Source organism: Pseudoalteromonas sp. MEBiC 03485 (genome assembly GCF_004195145.1).
GTDB classification, from domain to species: domain Bacteria; phylum Pseudomonadota; class Gammaproteobacteria; order Enterobacterales; family Alteromonadaceae; genus Pseudoalteromonas; species Pseudoalteromonas apostichopi.
Map to the genome: position 1 here is coordinate 166277 of NZ_SGBT01000001.1, position 18359 is coordinate 184635.

General features: G+C 41.5%; 14 protein-coding genes. 11 read left to right on the plus strand and 3 right to left on the minus strand.

Going from position 1 to position 18359, the window contains the following annotated elements; genetic code table 11:
- Window positions 1–3: 3 nt before the first annotated feature.
- Window positions 4–1044, minus strand: coding sequence for a type IV pilus twitching motility protein PilT (locus EVU92_RS00740; RefSeq protein WP_130049642.1), 1041 nt, complete (start codon window positions 1042–1044; stop codon window positions 4–6).
- A 2-nt stretch (window positions 1045–1046) separates the two neighbouring features.
- Between EVU92_RS00740 and EVU92_RS00745 the strand changes: the two genes are divergently transcribed.
- The 9 genes from EVU92_RS00745 (at window position 1047) to EVU92_RS00785 (ending at window position 9310) form a co-directional block, all read left to right on the plus strand.
- A complete protein-coding gene (locus EVU92_RS00745; RefSeq protein ID WP_130049643.1) occupies window positions 1047–1760 on the plus strand; it encodes a YggS family pyridoxal phosphate-dependent enzyme in 714 nt (237 codons plus the stop codon).
- 17 nt (window positions 1761–1777) lie between these two features.
- On the plus strand, window positions 1778–2599 hold the full coding sequence (gene proC, locus EVU92_RS00750; protein WP_130049644.1) for a pyrroline-5-carboxylate reductase: 822 nt from the start codon (window positions 1778–1780) through the stop codon (window positions 2597–2599).
- A 21-nt stretch (window positions 2600–2620) separates the two neighbouring features.
- Window positions 2621–3154 carry a YggT family protein gene (locus tag EVU92_RS00755; RefSeq protein WP_130049645.1) on the plus strand — a complete coding sequence of 178 codons (534 nt, stop codon included), beginning with the start codon at window positions 2621–2623 and terminating at the stop codon, window positions 3152–3154.
- Window positions 3155–3212: 58 nt separating this feature from the next.
- Window positions 3213–3653: a DUF4426 domain-containing protein gene (locus EVU92_RS00760; protein WP_130049646.1), complete on the plus strand. Its 441-nt coding sequence runs from the start codon at window positions 3213–3215 to the stop codon at window positions 3651–3653.
- 7 nt (window positions 3654–3660) lie between these two features.
- Window positions 3661–4260: an XTP/dITP diphosphatase gene (locus tag EVU92_RS00765; protein ID WP_058586594.1), complete on the plus strand. Its 600-nt coding sequence runs from the start codon at window positions 3661–3663 to the stop codon at window positions 4258–4260.
- A complete protein-coding gene (gene hemW, locus EVU92_RS00770) occupies window positions 4257–5390 on the plus strand; it encodes a radical SAM family heme chaperone HemW (RefSeq protein ID WP_130049647.1) in 1134 nt (377 codons plus the stop codon). Before EVU92_RS00765 ends, hemW begins: the two co-directional genes overlap by 4 nt.
- A 40-nt stretch (window positions 5391–5430) precedes the next feature.
- Window positions 5431–7266, plus strand: coding sequence for a DUF885 family protein (locus EVU92_RS00775; protein WP_130049648.1), 1836 nt, complete (start codon window positions 5431–5433; stop codon window positions 7264–7266).
- 99 nt (window positions 7267–7365) lie between these two features.
- Window positions 7366–8049, plus strand: a complete 684-nt coding sequence (locus tag EVU92_RS00780) for a hypothetical protein (protein WP_130049649.1) — start codon at window positions 7366–7368, stop codon at window positions 8047–8049.
- A gap of 4 nt (window positions 8050–8053) precedes the next feature.
- Window positions 8054–9310, plus strand: a complete 1257-nt coding sequence (locus tag EVU92_RS00785; protein WP_130049650.1) for an oligosaccharide flippase family protein — start codon at window positions 8054–8056, stop codon at window positions 9308–9310.
- On the opposite strand, the gene EVU92_RS00790 is transcribed toward EVU92_RS00785, so the two are convergent.
- Complete coding sequence (locus tag EVU92_RS00790; protein WP_130049651.1) at window positions 9299–10015, minus strand: SIMPL domain-containing protein; 717 nt, start codon at window positions 10013–10015, stop codon at window positions 9299–9301. The two genes, EVU92_RS00785 and EVU92_RS00790, sit on opposite strands and share 12 nt — an antisense overlap.
- Before the next feature lie 169 nt (window positions 10016–10184).
- On the opposite strand from EVU92_RS00790, the gene EVU92_RS00795 reads away from it, so the two are divergent.
- Window positions 10185–12854 (plus strand): bifunctional acetate--CoA ligase family protein/GNAT family N-acetyltransferase, encoded by a 2670-nt coding sequence (locus EVU92_RS00795; protein ID WP_130049652.1) that lies wholly within the window; start codon window positions 10185–10187, stop codon window positions 12852–12854.
- A 13-nt stretch (window positions 12855–12867) separates the two neighbouring features.
- Window positions 12868–13818, plus strand: coding sequence for an ion transporter (locus EVU92_RS00800; RefSeq protein WP_130049653.1), 951 nt, complete (start codon window positions 12868–12870; stop codon window positions 13816–13818).
- A gap of 23 nt (window positions 13819–13841) precedes the next feature.
- Here the strand turns inward: EVU92_RS00800 and EVU92_RS00805 are convergent, their stop codons facing one another.
- Window positions 13842–18347 (minus strand): EAL domain-containing protein, encoded by a 4506-nt coding sequence (locus EVU92_RS00805; protein ID WP_130049654.1) that lies wholly within the window; start codon window positions 18345–18347, stop codon window positions 13842–13844.
- Window positions 18348–18359 lie beyond the last annotated feature (12 nt).

Consider the following 18359-nt stretch of genomic DNA (forward strand, 5'->3'; position numbering starts at 1 on the left):
CCGTTAACCACCAAACTGGGTTTTATCCTGTGCTTTAGCACGCGCATCATTGGTTGTAATAATACCGAAGTTAACTAAGCTTGCTAAACATTGATCCATGGTCTGCATTCCATGGGACGCACCGGTTTGAATTGATGAATACATTTGCGCGATTTTATCTTCTCGGATTAGGTTTCGGATAGCAGGAATACCTATCATGATTTCATGGGCTGCTACTCGGCCACCGCCCACTTTTTTAAGTAAGGTTTGTGATATTACGGCACGTAGTGATTCAGACAACATTGAACGCACCATGTCTTTTTCTTCACCAGGGAATACGTCAATGATACGGTCGATAGTTTTTGGTGCAGAAGTAGTATGCAAGGTACCAAACACCAAGTGACCTGTTTCTGCCGCGGTCATCGCTAAGCGAATTGTTTCAAGGTCACGAAGCTCACCCACCAAGATTACATCCGGATCTTCACGTAATGCGCTTCTAAGTGCATTAGAGAAGCTATGCGTATCACGATGAACTTCGCGTTGGTTAATGAGACTCAGCTTATTCTCGTGCACGAATTCGATAGGATCTTCGATAGTTAAAATATGGTGATGCTTATGTTGATTAATATAATCAACCATCGCCGCTAAGGTAGTTGATTTACCAGAACCAGTCGGGCCTGTAACCAACACTAAACCACGCGGATTATCGGAAATGGTTTTAAAAATATCAGGCGCACCTAAGTCATCAAGCGTTAAAACATCACTTGGGATAGTACGAAACACCGCCGCTGGGCCACGGTTTGAGTTAAATGCGTTTACACGAAAACGCGCAAGGTTTGGTACTTCAAAAGAAAAATCCACTTCGAGATTTTGTTCGTAGTCCTTACGCTGATTATCGTTCATAATATCGTATACCAGACTATTTACATCTTTTTGTTCTAATGCTGGAATATTAATACGACGCACATCACCATCAACACGTATCATAGGTGATACGCCCGATGACAAGTGTAAATCCGAGGCTTTGTGTTGCACACTAAAGGCCAATAATTCGGTAATATCCATTTATGACTCCACAACCAACTGATAATTATATGGTTACAATAGCAGAACGACTTACATCCGCCTACGCAAGAATTGCTCAAGCTGCAAAAAATAATCGCCGCGATGAGCAATCAATCAACCTATTGGCTGTTTCAAAAACAAAACCTGCCGACGATATTATTGCTGCCTATGAGCATGGCCAACGCCAGTTCGGCGAATCTTATGTCCAAGAAGCGGTAACAAAAGTAACAGCATTGGCTGATTATAAAGACATTATTTGGCACTTTATTGGCCCTATTCAATCAAATAAAAGTGCTCAAGTAGCCTCTCATTTTGATTGGGTGCAAAGTGTTGACCGCACAAAAATTGCAAAACGTCTTAATGAGCAACGACCAGCCGATAAAGCGCCACTCAATGTATTAATACAAGTTAATATTAGTTTAGAAGAGGCTAAGTCAGGCTGCCACCCAGACGAGCTAATGGCGTTGGCCGAATTTATCAGTCAATGCCCTAATTTATGCCTGCGAGGTTTGATGGCTATTCCTGCCAAAACCGATGATGCCCAGCTACAATTACAATATTTTGAGCAATTAAGCGCTTGCTTTGATAAACTAAAGGCCCAATATCCCCAAGTAGACACCTTGTCGATGGGTATGAGTAACGATGTTGAAGCAGCGATTGCTGCGGGTTCAACCATGGTACGCATTGGCACGGATATATTTGGCCAACGAAATTAAAAGGTGATAACAGACATATGTCAGACAAAAAAATCGCATTTATAGGCACGGGTAACATGAGCTACGCCATCATTGGCGGCATGGTAAAGAACGGTTTTGCAGCTAAAAACATCATTGCAACCAATCGCAACCAAGAAAAATTAGCTAAGGTTGCTGCTGATTTCGGGGTGCAAACTACCGCGGATAACAACGCGGCACTTCGCGATGCTGATGTAATTGTCTTATCTGTTAAACCACAAATGATGGGCGATCTTTGCCAATCATTCCAAGACTCTGGCGTTGATTTTAGCGACAAGCTATTTATTTCAGTGGCAGCGGGCCTTAGCGTAAACCGTTTACGTGAAATGCTAGGTCAAGACGTGAAAATGGTGCGTTGTATGCCTAATACACCATCATTACTCGGTCGTGGTGTTTCAGGTCTATATGGCGCAGGCGAAACCGCTGAAGAGCACAAGTTTGTACAACAAGTTTTTGAGTGTACAGGCATTGTTGTTTGGGTTGAGCAAGAGTCACAAATCAACGACATCATCGCTGTTACAGGTTCATCACCTGCTTACTTCTTCTTATTTATGGAAGCTATCGAAGAAAAAGCTAAAGCACTTGGCTTTAGTGATGAAGATGCGCGCCGTTTAGTACAACAAACTGCACTAGGCGCAGCCGAAATGGCACTTTCGCAACCAGACATCAGTATTGCTCAGCTACGTGCAAATGTAACCTCTAAAGGTGGTACCACTCACGAAGCGGTTGAGCATCTAAAATCACAAGGTTTAGTAGGTACTGTTGCAGATGCAATGGATGCCTGTATAGCCCGCGCTGAAGCGATGGAAAAAGAACTTTAAGCTTACTTTTAAGGTAAAATTATGCAAGCCATGCACTTTTTAGTTGGGATTATTTTTGATCTCTTTTTAATGGTGGTCCTTTTACGCTTTTGGTTACAAGCGGCAAAAGCTGACTTTTACAATCCTATGAGCCAGTTTGTGGTGAAAGCCACTTCGTTCGCAGTAAACCCGCTTCGTAAAATTATTCCAGGAGTGGGTGGCTTTGATATTGCTTCGTTAGTGCTTGCTTATTTAGTTGCAGTAGCGAAACTCAGTGTTATTTTTCTGATGTTTTATAATGCTTGGGCGCCAGGTCCGGTATTTATTCAGGCTTTAATAACTGTCGTTAAAGAAGGTTTAAACTTACTATTTTGGGTTTTAATTATTCGTGCTTTACTAAGCTGGGTAAGCCAGGGTTACAACCCAATTGAAGCTGTATTCCACCAGCTAACTGAACCTATGTTACGCCCTATTCGTAAGGTTATTCCACCACTAGGTGGTTTAGACTTATCAATCTTAGTGTTGATTATTGGTCTACAGTTTTTACAGTTTCTATTGTTGGATTTAATTGGCTAAACGTTTAACGTGACGCAGTAAGGGGCCGAAAGGCCTCTTTTGTTAAGTGAGATATACCATGAAGCAATTTATTTATTTTTCTTTAATTGTATTAAGTTTATTTACAAGCTATGCCAAAGCGGATGAACAGGCAGGCGCTCAGTACAAGGAACTTGGCCCTTGGGAAGTTCACTACATTGCATTTCCATCGACCTTTATCCAGCCTAATATCGCCAAAAACTACGATTTAGAGCGTAGCCCTAGCAAAGGGATTATTAATATTTCGGTATTAAAAAACAGCGATAAAACAGCACAGACTGCAACTTTAACAGGCACAGCACGTAATTTGCTTGGCAATAAAAAGCAGCTTAAATTTAAAGAAGTTGTTGAAGGCGATGCAATTTATTACCTAGCTCAAATCGATTATAGCAACGAAGAAATCTACCGTTTTGATATCGAAATAAATCAAAATGGCAAAGTACAAACGCTGAAGTTTCAGCAAAAATTTTACGTAGATTAATAGACCTATGAATAACACCTTGGTTTTAGCCACGGGTAATCCTGGCAAAGTAAAAGAGTTGGCAAGTATGCTCAGCCCTCTTAATATTAACGTGGTTCCACAAAGCGATTTTCAAGTACCAGACGTGCCTGAAACAGGCACCACATTTGTTGAAAACGCCATTATTAAAGCGCGCCATGCTGCAAAGATCACTGGCATGCCTGCTATTGCTGATGACTCAGGTCTTGAAGTTGACGGCCTAAATGGTGCACCGGGTGTATACTCTGCACGCTTTGCCGGAGCGGGTGCAAGCGATCAAGATAATATCGACAAGCTATTAAAAGAGCTTGCTGATAACCCAGTTCGCAGTGCGCGTTTTTGGTGTGTTTTGGTATTAATGCGCCACGCCGACGACCCTACACCACTTATTTGTAGTGCCAGTTGGGAAGGCGAAATCACCCATAGCCAAGATGGTCAGGGTGGATTTGGTTATGATCCTGTTTTTTACGTACCGTCTGAGCAATGCACTAGCGCTCAGTTAACTAAGGAGCAAAAAAATGCCCTTAGCCATCGCGGCCAAGCTTTAAAACAACTACTTGCGCAATTGCAGCAAAAAGGCGGCCTGTGAGTTTACCGCCTTTAAGTTTATATGTGCACGTGCCTTGGTGCGTGCAAAAGTGCCCATACTGTGACTTTAATAGCCATGGCCAAAAAGGCACAATCCCCGAAAAAGAATATGTTCAGCATCTAATTGATGATCTCAAGGCCGACTTGCACTTAGTGCAAGGGCGTAAAATCCACAGCATATTTATTGGTGGCGGTACCCCAAGCTTATTAACGGGTGACGCTTATACCCGCTTACTAGGTGAAGTCGACAGATTAATTGGCCTAAGTGATGACTGTGAAGTTACCCTAGAGGCTAATCCCGGTACCGTCGAAACAGGTCGCTTTAAAGAGTATGTTGCCGCTGGCATCAATCGTATTTCGATTGGCGTACAAAGCATGCAAAATGACAAGCTAAAAGCCCTTGGCCGTATTCATGGTGCTGACGAAGCAAGCTATGCAGCTAAACAGGCACACCAAGCGGGGTTAAATAGCTTTAACCTTGATTTAATGCATGGCTTACCCGGACAATCTCTTGAAGATGCCTTAAGCGACCTTGAAAAAATCATCGCGCTTAATCCTCCACACATATCTTGGTATCAACTAACGATTGAGCCGAATACTCAATTTGCTTCTAAGCCACCGACCTTACCGCATGACGACACTCTGTGGGATATTCAAGAACAAGGTCAAGCATTGCTGGCAGCTGCAGGTTATGAGCAATACGAGATCTCAGGCTACGCGAAGCCCGGCTACCAATGCCGTCATAACTTGAATTATTGGCGATTTGGCGATTATCTCGGTATCGGCTGCGGTGCACATGGTAAAATTACCGATGAAAATAAAGTCATCACCCGTACGGTGAAAGTAAAACACCCACGAGGTTATATGGATCTTGCCAAACCGTATTTATACGAACAATGGCAAGTAGCAGAAGACGACTTAGCTTTTGAATTCTTTATGAATCGTTTTCGTTTAGTCGAACCCTGCCCCAAAGCTGATTTACCTTTGCTTACAAGTTTGTCACTGCCAAGTCAGGAACAAGCCTTGACTGATGCAATTGCAAAAGGCTTACTAATTGATGATAAAGATAACTGGCAGGTAAGCCAAAAAGGCCACCGCTTTTTAAATGACCTGCTAGAATTATTCGTTTAAGAATTATAATTAAATTTCTAACAACTACAAAGGAACGATAATGCGTAAACTGACCTTCATCGCTGCGGCGGTAAGTGTTGCATTACTTGGCGGCTGCCAACAAATGCAAGAGCAACCGAAGCCTGCACCAAGTGTACAAAGCCAACCTGTACAAAGTGAAATCGATAAAGCAAATGCCTTCTTCGAAGATACTTTTAACCGTGATGTAATGAAAAGCCCTATCTATCAAACATACATGGGCATCAAAAAAGATTACGACAAATGGGACGATGGCAGTGAAGAGCGCGTTTTAGAAGACTTTGAACAAACTAAAGCTGATCTAGTTGCGCTTAAGGCAATTAACCGTGACCTATTAGATGACGCGACGAAAGTAAGCTACGACCTTAAAAAGCAAGATTTAGAAAACGAAATTGCTGATTTCAAATGGCGTCATTACAACTACCCAGTGAACCAAATGTTTGGTGTTCACTCGATGATCCCAGCGTTTTTAATCAACCAACATCAAATTGCTGATGTGTCAGATGCTAAAGCGTATATCTCACGTTTAAATGGTGTTACAACGGTTATTGATCAACTAATCAAAGACCTTGAAGTACGTGCAGATAAAGGCATTATCGCCCCTAAGTTTGTTTTCCCACACGTAATTGATTCAAGCAATAATATCTTACGCGGCGCACCATTCCATGATGGTGAAGACTCAACGTTACTTGCTGACTTTAAACGTAAAGTAAACGCATTAGAGATTGCCGACAGCGAAAAATCAGCACTTATCAGCGATGCAGAAAAAGCCTTAAAAGCAGCAGTAAAACCTTCTTACACTAAACTAATTAACTTCTTAGCTCAGTTAGAAAAGCGCGCTGATGACCGTGATGGTGCTTGGAAATTCCCTGACGGCGAAGCGTTCTACAACAATGCGCTAGCACGTACCACAACAACTGATTTAACAGCGAAAGAAATTCACACAATCGGTTTAGCTGAAGTCGCGCGTATTCACGACGAAATGCGTGAGATTAAGGACAAAGTAGGCTTTAAAGGTGACCTTAAAGCATTCATGCAATTCATGAAAACTGATAAGCAGTTCTACTACCCGAATACCGCTGAAGGTAAACAACGTTACCTTGATGAGGCAACAGCGCTTATCGATAACATGAAGTCTCGTCTAGACGAGCTATTCATTGTTAAGCCAAAAGCAGACCTTAAGGTTAAAGCTGTTGAAGCATTCCGCGAAAAAGCAGCAGGTAAAGCGTTCTACCAACAACCTGCACCAGATGGTTCACGCCCAGGTATTTATTACGCAAACCTTTACGATATGGAAGCAATGCCAACATACCAAATGGAAGCACTTGCATACCACGAAGGTATTCCAGGTCACCACATGCAAATTGCTATCGCGCAAGAGCTTGAAGGTGTGCCTAAGTTCCGTAAGTTTGGCGGCTACACAGCCTACGTTGAAGGTTGGGGTTTATACTCTGAGCTAGTACCAAAAGAAATGGGCTTATACGAAGACCCATATTCAGATTTTGGTCGTCTTGCGATGGAATTATGGCGTGCATGTCGCCTAGTAGTAGATACAGGTATCCATGCTATGAAGTGGACTCGTCAAGAAGGTATCGACTACTACGTAAATAACACACCAAATGCGACGTCTGATGGCGTTAAAATGGTTGAGCGTCACATTGTAATGCCTTCACAAGCAACGGCATACAAAGTGGGCATGCTGAAAATTTTAGAGCTTCGTGAAGCGGCTAAAGAAAAACTAGGCGATAAATTCGATATTCGTGAATTCCACGACGTAGTACTTAAAAATGGTGCAGTACCATTAAACGTACTTGAGAAGTTTGTTGACCAATGGGTTGCTAAGAAACAGGCAGCTTAAACAATAAAGACTTGAAAAAGGCCGCTCAGCGGCCTTTTTTATTTATTTAAACAAGTAGTTGAGCTATAAATGTATAAATAATAAAAAGCGAGTATTTCCATGCATAGCGCGATTGAGCAATTGAACAGCCGACTACAACATCATCAGTTAAAAGAACTCATTGCCGATTACCAAAGTTTATCGGGGGTTTTGCAAGCGGCACAATTACAACATATCTATCAATTAGCTTGCAGTAGTGAAGTTAAATATTTGTTTTTACAAAATGTTGCAGCGCATTTACTCGAAGCAAGCCCGCTACCAAGTGAAGCTGTGGGCTTGATTGATGATATCGATAAATTGAGTTTTTTCACTCCAGGCCTTAAGTTTCAAAATGCCTTTTGCGTAACAGACAACCAAGGGAATACCCTACTACATCATTTATTTACGCAGTGTCTGGCTGATAAACTGCCCTTTAATTATTTGCGCTCGTTAATGTTATTTGAAAGCAACGAGAGCCTAGGAAGTGCGTTAAAAACATTAAATAAGCAGCAGCTCACCCCTATTGGTTGCTTTATAGCGCAAAACACGACAACCCAAATGCTAGCAAAACATGAGTTTTCAGCATTATTAGCCATGATGGAAGTAGACCAAAGCCATAGCCCAACTGCTGTCAGTGCCTTGATAAATACTCTCAAGCATTTTTACAGTGCCAATAAACCAACGAGTACTGATAGCAAAGTTCTAATGTGTGCGGCCTATTTGCAGGTGCCAACGGCGCAGTTATTAAACGCGCTCAATCAATAACTCCATGAATAAGGATGTTGTTAAAGCGTTTTTATCGCTCAGCAGCTTTACAGCCCTTAACCACGGTAGCCGTATTGTACTTACCTTGTGCCTTGCAAGGTTATTAAGTACTGATGAGTTTGGCACGTTCGCGGCATTACTCGCACTTTGTGAAATTCTTTTATTACCCGCGAGCATGGGTTTTGCATCGTCTTTAATGCGTATTAGCTATCCGCTCTTCAAGGCTCAGCAACATGAGTTATTACGCGGCTTAAAACATGTTTATTTAGCTGCATCTTGTTTATTCGGGGTGATTTTTGTCGCTGCTGTGGTGATTAGCTTTCAGGCTATTTCACCACACCAAAGCGCCCAAGAGCATGTGGTTTATTTACTATTACTGGTGCCAATTGGCGCCATTATGCAAAGCCAATCTGCTTTTTTAGTGGCTTTAAACAAACCCCAAATTGGCCTGATAACGCAGCAGTGTATTTTTGAATTGCTAACGGCTGGGTTTTGCTTTTTAGTCTATCTAATACGTGGTGACTTATCTTTAGTCGAGATTTGTATCCTGTTGTTTTGTAGCATCTTATGTGTAGTCATTTATCAATATTGGTTAATCAAAAAAATGATCGTCGCAAGCACTGCCCGCTACCAAACCAAGCAATGGTGTAAAGACTCATTGATCATGCTCGCCAGTGGCGCAGGAACCGTGTTGGTAGCAAAACTCGATGTCTTACTGGTGCATCACTGGTTTGGTGCACAAGGCGTGAGTATCTTCTTTCCTGCGGTAGTGATTGCTGGCTTACTGACTATTTTAGGCAATGCTGCCAACCAATATTTAAAACCCATTTTAATGGCTGATGAGACGACCGAGCAGCAACTTAGCGAGTTAATGAAAGTGGTATGGCGTTTTAACTTTGCCGCTATTTTTCTACTCGCCCTGCTCGCAAAGCCACTACTCACTCTCTATGGCGAAAGCCAATTGCAAGAAGGGTTTTCGATTTTAATGCTGCTGTTACTCGGGCAGCTGTTATTACCAGCAAGAATTTTAGCCAGTAGCATGATCAAGTTAAAAGGGAACCCGCTTATCAACTTGTACGTATTACTTGGCGCAACCAGTGTCACGGTTTTAATGGCAGTACTGTTAAAAGATCAGTTTGGCTTATTGGGGGTGGCTGTGGCATTTAGTGGTGGCTTTATGCTAGGTGCGCTTTGCCGCATGGTTATTGTATGCACACGCATGCGGCTGCCTTTATCTGTGGTATTGGGTTTAGTCAGATAGATAATATTCAACACTGGTAACAACACGCACTTTTTTCAGCTGAGGTGTGTTTGAATCTCTATCTGTTATTGAAAACTGCCCCTGACGCGCTGTTTTAATTTTACCTAATTTAGACTGTGAATCTTTGGCAAATTTCATTGCCACTTCGCGGGCTTTTTCGGTTGCTTCTTGAATCATATTTGGCTTAATTTCATTTAAGCCATTAAATAAATATTGAATACGCGTTTCGTAATTGTCTTGTACTATCGCGATGCCTTGCTTCGCTAATTGGCTTACTGCACCTAAGGCATGTTGCACTTTTTCGATGTCATTTGAATAAACAATGACATTATTACGGGCAATATAACGAAACTGCTGATTCTCGCCGCCATATTCACGGGCTTGCTTATCAATAATGGATTGACTACCAAGACTTATTTCTTCATCACTAAAACCATGTAACTTTAAAAAAGCCACAACCGCATCGCTTTTCTCTTCAACTCGACCAACTAATTTTTCAAGATTATTGTCGGCATCTGAAAACTGTAATGGCCAAATAACGGTGTCAGCTGGCACTTCCATTTCAGCTAAACCTTTAACGTGGACAGTGCGCTCCATACCCTTTACATCAAGGGCCGCACTTTTCAAAATAAAACCTAATCCAAGTAAACCAACCGCTAATGCACACGCTGCAATAACGATATTAAATGGTTGCGCTTTATTCATGCTTTTCTCCTTGATGTAGGTCACTGTTTTTGACTCGAAAAGTAGTTATAAACAGGTTATCTTATGAGTATCACTTTTAATACTTTAGAAGCGTGTCGGTTCTAGTTTGGGTGTATTAAACTTAACAGACCCTGAAGTTTTAACAAACAGCGCAAGCGAAGGAAACAGCATGAGCGTTAAACGTATTAGCCATTTTTTTAATCCTAAATCGGTCGCGGTCATTGGCGCCTCAAATTCCCCTAATCGAGCGGGTTTTGTGGTGATGCGCAATTTGCTACAAGGGGGCTTTAAAGGCCCGATCATGCCGGTTAGTTTAAATCACAGCGCTGTACACGGGGTATTAGCCTATCCAAGCATTGCTGCACTGCCAAAAGTACCCGACCTTGCCGTTATTTGTACTAACAAAAATACCTTAATCAACATCATTAATGAACTTGGTGAGCTTGGCTGTAAACATGCGGTGGTGATTGCTGCGGGTTTAAATGTAGAACAAAAACAAGCATTAAAAGAGGCTGCAACTCAAGCAAATGTGTCTTTACTAGGACCTAACTGCTTAGGCTTACTCATTCCTCATATCGGCTTAAATGCCAGTTTTTCACATACGATTGCCAGTCCAGGAAAACTCGCCTTTGTATCCCAATCAGCTGCCGTTTGTTCAACAATCCTTGATTGGGCCAAAAATAAAGAGATTGGCTTTTCATATTTTGTGTCTGTCGGTGACTGCCTTGATATCGACTTTGATGAGTTACTCGACTTTTTAGGCCGAGATGCAAAAACCAAAGCTATCTTGTTGTATATCGATAATATTGAAGATATTCGTAGCTTTATTTCCGCAGCTAGAGCCGCTGCGTTTAGTAAACCCGTCATTGCCATTAAAACCGGTAAAACCAGTGCGGGCGCTCTTGCTGCAGAGATCCATACTGGTGGCAAGCAAAGCTCAGATGCAGTCTATGATGCGCTATTCCAGCGAGCAGGTATGCTAAGGGTAAACGACTTACGTGAGCTTTTTGCTGCTACACAAACACTGGCAATGCACCCAAAATTACTAAAAGTCGAACAACTGACTATCTTAACAAATGGTGGCGGCCCAGGTGTCATGGCAGTGGATACGCTATTACAGAGCTCAGGAAAACTAGCTGAGCTTAGCGACGAGACCAGAGCGGCGCTTAATAAAGTGATCCCGCAATCAGAGATGACCTCGAATCCGGTGGATATTTTTGGTGACTCAGCACCAAGGCGCTATCAACAAGCCTTAGAAATTTTGCTGCAAGCCAAAGAAGTCAAAAACCTGCTGATCATTCATACCCCTTCTGCGCTTGCACCGAGTGAAGACTATGCTGAGATTATTGTCGAAACCTTAGAAAAAATCCCGAAGATGGCTCGCCCTTATGTTATGACAAACTTTATGGGTGAAGATGCTGCGTATGCCGCACGTAAAGTCTGCGCTAATAATGCCATTCCAACTTACCGTACACCTGAAGGTGCGGTTGGTGCGTTTATGCACTTGGTAAGTTATCGCCGTAACCAAAAGCATTTAACGCAAACGCCAGAATCAAACACCGATGATGCAAAAATAAATAAAGACGCAGCACGCACAGTCGTAAATGAGTTTTTAGCCGAAGAGCAAAGCTATTTATCAACCCATGAAGCAAGCCAAATACTCACTCATTATGGTATTGATTGTATTCAAACTGAAGTTGCTTACACACCAACCGAAGCCAAAGAACAAGCCATAGAGCTGGGCTTTCCGGTAGCGTTAAAACTAATTAGCCCAAGTATTCCCTCTAAATCAGAAGTCGGTGGTGTTGTCCTTAACTTAAATGATGCGCAAGAAGTTGAGCAAACAGCTTTTGCCATGCTGCTACGAATCAAAAACACCTACCCTGATGCCCATATTGAAGGCTTTTCATTGCAAAAGATGGCGCCACGAGCAGGTGCTAATGAGCTGCGTATCGCTATTAAAACAGAGCCTAACTTTGGTCCGGTGATCTTACTTGGTGAAGCAGGTACCGGACTTGAATTCGCTCAAGCTGCAGTGGCACTACCACCACTGAATATGAACTTGGCAAAATACCTGATTGCTGCAGCGCACGATAAAGGCGTACTTAAAGATCGCGTACTACCAGAAAAAGTCGATAAGTATCGCTTATGCGCCTTGCTAACACGTATCTCGCAGCTTGTAATCGATCAACCCGATATAATCAGTGTCGAACTAAATCCTATTTTAGCCAGCAATGGACAATTTTTAGTACTTGATGCGACAATTGGCCTGAGCCGTTATAAAGCAAAAGCAAATCGTAAACGTTTGTGTATTCGCCCCTACCCTATTGAACTGGTTAAAGAAGTTACTCTTAAAAATAACACTCAAGCACAATTAAGACCTATAAAACCTGAAGATGAACAAGCACATTTAGAGTTTGATCAGTCACTGAGTAAAGAAGACAGATATAAGCGCTTTTTTGGTGAGTTACCGCAATTTAATCATGATCAGCTGGCAAAAATGACGCAAATTGATTATGACCGAGAAATGGCATTTATTGTCAGCCAAGAGCAAAACGGCTCAGCCTGCACACTAGGGGTTTCTCGGGTGTTGATGGATCCTGACAAGCTAGATGCAGAGTTTGCAATTGTGGTGCGCTCTGACTGCCAAGGTTTAGGGCTCGGTACAATACTAATGAATGCCGCGATTGAGCATTGTAAAAACCAAGGCGTTAAACAAATTGCCGGGATCACCCTGCCGGAAAACACTGGCATGATTGAGCTGGCACGAAAACTAGGGTTTAAGATCACCCGCGATTTTGAAGAAGGCAGCATTAATATGGTGCTAAAACTAAACTAATAAATGGATCATTATTTTGCAGCGGTTAAGAAATTACACAGCGCGCGTTTTTGAAGGCAACGGCAAGTATCGGCGTATTGGTCGTACACTTGACGTGTTCTTAATGTCACTGATCATGATCAATGTAGTGGCGATTGTTTTAGAGTCAGTCGGCCCTTTAGCAAAACAATATCATCACGAATTTTTAATGATTGAGCTGATTTCTGTCGGTATTTTCACCTTAGAGTATGTACTTAGACTTTGGTGTTGTGTTGATAAAAGCGCACATAAAGAAAGCCCGTTAACAAACTCAAAAATTCGTATTAAGTATTTCTTTTCGCCTATGGCGCTGATTGATCTCATTGCCATTTTACCCACCATTTTAATGGTGTTTGTGAGTGTTGATTTACGTTTCTTACGAGTACTTAGGTTGATGCGGATCTTTAAGCTCACTCGTTATTCACGCGCCATGCAACTACTTTTAAACTCATTTAAAGAAGAAAGCAGTTCCTTGCTTGCGGCATTTTTTATAATGGCTGTGGTGCTGATCATCGCTTCATGTGGTATTTATTTAATTGAACATGATGTTCAGCCCGATAAATTTGGCTCTATCCCTGCAGCAATGTGGTGGGCAATGGTCACACTAACAACCGTTGGTTATGGCGATGTCGTGCCTGTGACCCCCCTTGGTCGCTTATTTGGTGGCGCTATTACACTCGTTAGTATGGGCATGGTGGCAATTCCAACTGGTTTGTTAGCTTCGAGTTTTTCTGAGCAGCTACGAAAACGTAGACAAGTTTTTACCGATGCGGTACACGAAGCTATTGAAGATGGCCATCTTTCACCCGTTGAAGAGGAACACTTAGAAAACTTGCGTTATAAACTAGGGTTAAGTCAGCAAGAGGCGAACAAAGCGATTCATAACGAACTGAAAAACCGTAATCGTAGCCTTTATTGCCGCCATTGCGGAAAGCGCCAAGATTAACTAAAAGGGTAAAGCGTTTAGCTTTACCCTAAAAACTCATCGCTCCACTGTGTATCTAAAAGCGCTTTCACTTCGTCTCCCGCCACAGGTTTGCTGAACAAATAACCTTGGAAATACTCACACCCTAAAGAACGTAAGAATTGTAACTGGGTGCGATTTTCAACTCCTTCAGCTACACACTCTTTACCTAAACTTTTTGCAAGGGTAAGTGTTGAGTTAATGATAGCCTCATCGCCTTTATCGACTCCGATGTCATTAACAAAGCTCTTGTCTATTTTCAGTACATCGACCGGGAAACGTTTTAAATAGGTCAGTGAGGCATAGCCCGTACCAAAGTCATCCATATAAATACGACAACCTAGCGCTTTGAGCTTTTCCATACTTTGCTGCGCTTTATCCGAATCATGCATCATAACTGATTCGGTGATTTCAAAAACTAATGCACTCGCAGGTACATTAATTGCGCTTATTGATTGATGTATTTTTTCAACCAGATTTTCGCTTTCAAAATCAAGGGCGGAGAGATTAATTGAAATATATAAATCAGGATGCGTAGTACGCCACTGGCGCAATTCAATCAATGCTCTCGATAGAGTTTGCAACATAATTTTGGTAATAAGCCCTGAACTTTCTGCGGCATTAGCGAAGTCTTCAGGTTTATATTCATCATTACTCGGCCAACGTAGAAGCACTTCAAGCCCTGCAACTTGGCAAGTTTCTGCGCTTACTATTGGCTGATAAAAATTACAAAACTCGTGCTCTTGGTAAGCTTTACTTAACTGAGATTCTAAATGCAAAGTGCGCTGCACTTGTAAATTCATTTCTTGCTTATAGAACTGATAACACCCTTCAACATGACTTTTCGCGTGATAAAGTGCCACATTAGCTGCTTTTAATAACGCTTTTGTGTCTTTTGCATCATCTGGGTAAACAGCAACACCGACGCTAAGGTTTACTTTTACCGCTTGTTGGCTCAGTTCAATATGTGTATCAACACAATCCATTACTTTAGCGCATAGTAATAGTAATTCATCCAGCTGTTTAAAATCTTCAGCAAGGATCACAAACTCATCACCATCGAAACGTGCCACACTATCTTGCGGGCGAAGTACATGCTTTAAGCGCTTAGCAACTCGCTTGATTAGTTCATCTGATTCTTCGCGCCCAAGTGAATCATTAAAATGCTTAAAGCGCTTAATATTAACGTTTAATAACGCCACTTTTGTTTGATGATAATCAGCCTGTTCAATAGCGTGGACCACCCGATCATTAAACAAGGTTTTATTAGGTAGGCCGGTTAAAGCATCATAATTAGCGAGTAAATGTAGCTCACTTTCAGCCAGCTTTTGCGCGCTAATATCAGTAACAATAATCACATAGCTATCAAGTTGGCGGTTATTACCTGCTACTGCACTTATTTTTATCAATACTTGGCGCTTTTCACCGCTCGCAACTGAAACTACATCTTCTGCAGAGAAGTGCTCACCAGATTTAAGCTTTTGCATAATGCGCAAGTAATGAATTCGTGTAGGAATTGGCATCCCTAAGGTTAACGAGCGACTAGAACGCGGCTCAGCCGGAAAACCAAATGCATCTTGAAAGGATTTATTGGTAGCTCGAATACGTAAGTTTTTATCTAAGATAAATACCCAGTCTCGTGTTTGTTCGAATGCCGCACCAAACAAGCGAGCATTTTCCTCAAATACTAACTCACGAGTCATATTCGTATAAGTGCCAGCTACTTTTTCAGGAGCATTGCCTTGCCATTCAACCACTTTGCCAAAGTCTTTATACCAACGCCAATTACCATCGGCATGACGCAGCCTGTAAGTACAATTGAAATAACCTTTTTGAGTCGATAAAAACTCTAACCACTCTAAACGGAAGGTTTGTTTATCATGTGGGTGAATCTTTGCTAAATAATCATCTAAGTTTACGCTATCGGTCTCATAGCCGAGCTCATTTTTAAGACGTGGTTGATAAATAATTGGGCTTTGCGATGACCAATCCCATACACCTGAATGACTACCTTCAAGAGCGAGCTTTAATCGCGCTTCACTCTCTTTACTTTCTTTATGAGCTGCTAGCAATATTTGTTGCATTCGATTACGTCTAAATATCCAAGCAGCTACAAATAGTGCAACCAGAATCACATATAAAATAATGAAGTGTGGTGCGCGCCAAAGTGGGTATTTTACTTCGATATTCAAAATAGCGGGCGGCGTTAAATCTCCCGTTAATGGATCTTTAGCCCAAACTTTAAGATGGTATTTTCCTGCGCTGAGTTTAGGGAATAACACACGGTTGTTATTTCGTGTGTACGTTTTTTGGCCATCCCCAAGCTGATATTCATAAATAATACGCTCTTGATAATTGAATGCCATTGCCGAAAACGCAACTTCTAATCCTATATCATCATGCTCAAGGACAACACTGTCGATTGGCTGTTTTAACTCAGCGGGTAAATCACGAGACATCAAATCAAGATTAGTGATATTAACGTGATCAATTAAAGCTTGCTGATAGTGGTTATCCATTGGATAAAAGTAAGTAAATCCTTTTAACGTACCATAGACAATTTGCCCTGATTCAAGCTTAGTAAATGCACCACTATTAAACTCGGTTGAGAATAACCCCTCTGAGCCAGTAAACTGTTGAAAGTGCAGATTATTTGGATTTAGTCGCCATAATCCTTTGTGGCTACTCATCCATATCATGCCCGCTTCATCAAGTACCATATCGTAAAGCAATGTACCTAACTTATTCTTTTCTAAATCAATTGTGTAAATATGTTCATAAGTATCGGCATCTAAACCAATCAAACCAAAATTCGATAATGATAACCACAGTACATTGTTGTTATCTATGATGTATGACATCACATTCACAGCCACATTTTCGTGTTGCTCTGGGACTGTATAAATCGTGGTTAGTTCGTATGTGTTAGGATCTACTTGATAGAGAATACCTGCATTATAAAATAGAGGTGCCTCTGGGTTAGATGATAATGCAGGCAAAAAACCGTAAGCTAAGAACGGCTCAAACTCATCAAATTTACCGCCTAACCGGGTGACTTTTTGGCTATCAATATTATAAACAAACATGCCGTAATCAGGATGAACATAGTAAAGGTCACCCGATGGCATCAACAATATGCCATGAACCCAATCATTAATTAAAACCTGTTTCTCTGGATCTGCCGCTTTTACTGGTGTTGCCTGCCCTGTTTTCGGATCAAAACTTAAAACGCCTCGATTGGTATGTAACCATAGCTTATCTTTATAGGGCATTACTTGGTAGATACTAAACTCAGTTGTAATAAGATCGACTTGATAATCCTTTAAGAAAACCTCGCTTTCGTAAGTTTCTAAATCAACCGCTGTTAAACCATTATGCGTAGCAAGCCAAAGGCGATTTTGAAACTCTGTAATACTCCAAATTGAATGATGAGATAATCCATCACCCTTTAATGTATTGGCTGTAACATTGATAAAGTTGTAGTTATCATAAGATTGGTAAAAGGCACCGTCATTTTTGGTTGCTAGCCACATCCCACCAGAACGGTCTTTCACTATATCAATAATGCTGGTATCAGCTAGAGTATAGCCACTTTCTTTTAAGCGCATATTCTTAACTAACTCGCCAGTTTCTAGGTTATATTCAAATAAGCCCTTATCAGTGCCTAAGGTAACTGAGTTAGCCTCTGGAATAATCTTCCAAATATTCAAATCACTGATCAGTGATTTATTTTTAAAGGCGATGTCAGGAGTATCAAACATGGCTTGCAAATTACTAATATCTACCTGATATAGTCCTCTTACAGCCCCAACTAACAAAGTATTGTTGTTTATCACCGAGAATGACTTCACATAGTTTTGGTAGATGTGGCTTGGCTCATTTTGCAAATGTTCTAACTTACGGACCTTGCCAGATGCAAGTTCATAAACATAGGCGCCATTGCTAGTGCCCATAAAGATAAAACCTTGATACGCGTAAAGTTCACGTATAACACTGCTTTTTACCCGCTCAGGAATTTCAAAAATAGAGGTGATTTTTTTCGTTTCTAAGTCTAGTTTGGCAAAATCCCAACCACGCCCTAGCCATAGTGTTTTGTCATCAACAGCCACCATGCTAAACACTGACTCAATAAAAATTTGCTCTTCAGTGGTCGGTTTAGCAATAAACTGCTGATAAGTGTCGGTGGTGGGATCATAACGGAATAAACCCGCTTGCAGGGAAGCTATCCAGATATAACCTTGCGGGTCTTGGTAAATACGGTCAATGATTGAGTCTTCAAGTTCACCATTAGGGCCTTTGATATGCACAACCTGATAACCATCGTAACGATTGAGGCCCCCTTCAGTCGATAACCATAAGTATCCACTATTATCGATGAGCATGGTGTTAACATAACTTTGTGATAAGCCTTCACTTGTTGATAAACGTTTTACCTGGGAAAAGGCAGAATGGCTAAACAAGCCACAAGTCAAAATAAAAAATAACGCTATACTGGAGAAGAACTTAGTCATTGACGTTCCAAA